We start from the raw sequence: 753 nt of genomic DNA, 5'->3' as shown, positions 1-753 counted from the left end.
CGTCTTATTTCACATGAGGGAAGAGAATGATCACTTGTCACGTCAGATATATTATTGATCCCTATCAGTTAAGTGATTTCGAGAATTATGCTTCAAATTGGATAGAAATTGTGGAGTCTATGGGTGGTATCCATCATGGATACTTCCTCCCATCGGAAGGTGCAAATAACATAGCCTACTGTTTGTTTAGCTTTGATAGTCTGGCGCAGTATGAAGAATACAGAGTAGCCATTTTAAGTAAGGCTGAATGTGTCAAACTTTTCGATGAAGCTAACCAAAAAAAGTTCATCCTTAGCTACGAGCGCAGTTTCATGAAGCCGTTACTGTCTGATAAGCAGCATTAACCTGTTATAAAATGCTGTGAAATAAATAGACGAGCTGAGAAGAGTGAATCTGCACAACTCAGATAATGTCCGCTTTTGGCACAAAGCGGACCGAGGCCGGTAGCAGGTCTGCTGTGAGCGAGAAGCGGACATGGAGTCAGGAACAGAAGCGGCACTGGTGTGCTTGAATTTAAAAAATTCAGGAGTTAGCGGCCATACCACGAACTCCTGTCCTGAATGATGGATGTGTTAAGCCCTCTCTGAGTGCCCGGTAAATACTTACATAAAGATTATACGTGATACCTGTACACCAAAATCAGCATCCGGATTGGTCCTGCTGTCGCCGGCCCGCTCCTGAAATATAGCGGCTGCAAGATCCCTTCTTGTGGCCAGACGAGATACCTCAGCTGTTGCCAGAGCGGCGGATATC

The 753-nt window shown here is 44.8% G+C and carries 1 protein-coding gene; it reads left to right on the top strand.

All coding sequences use genetic code 11. The annotated features are described in order from the left end of the window. Positions 1-26: 26 nt before the first annotated feature. Positions 27-344 (top strand): NIPSNAP family protein, encoded by a 318-nt coding sequence (locus WH277_RS00485; protein ID WP_339457338.1) that lies wholly within the window; start codon positions 27-29, stop codon positions 342-344. The last annotated feature ends 409 nt before the right edge of the window (positions 345-753 follow it).

The sequence above is a fragment of the Erwinia sp. MYb416 genome (assembly GCF_037479575.1).
GTDB classification, from domain to species: domain Bacteria; phylum Pseudomonadota; class Gammaproteobacteria; order Enterobacterales; family Enterobacteriaceae; genus Erwinia; species Erwinia rhapontici.
Note: the sequence above shows the minus strand (reverse complement) of the source record. Positions and strands in the feature narration are given on the sequence as shown.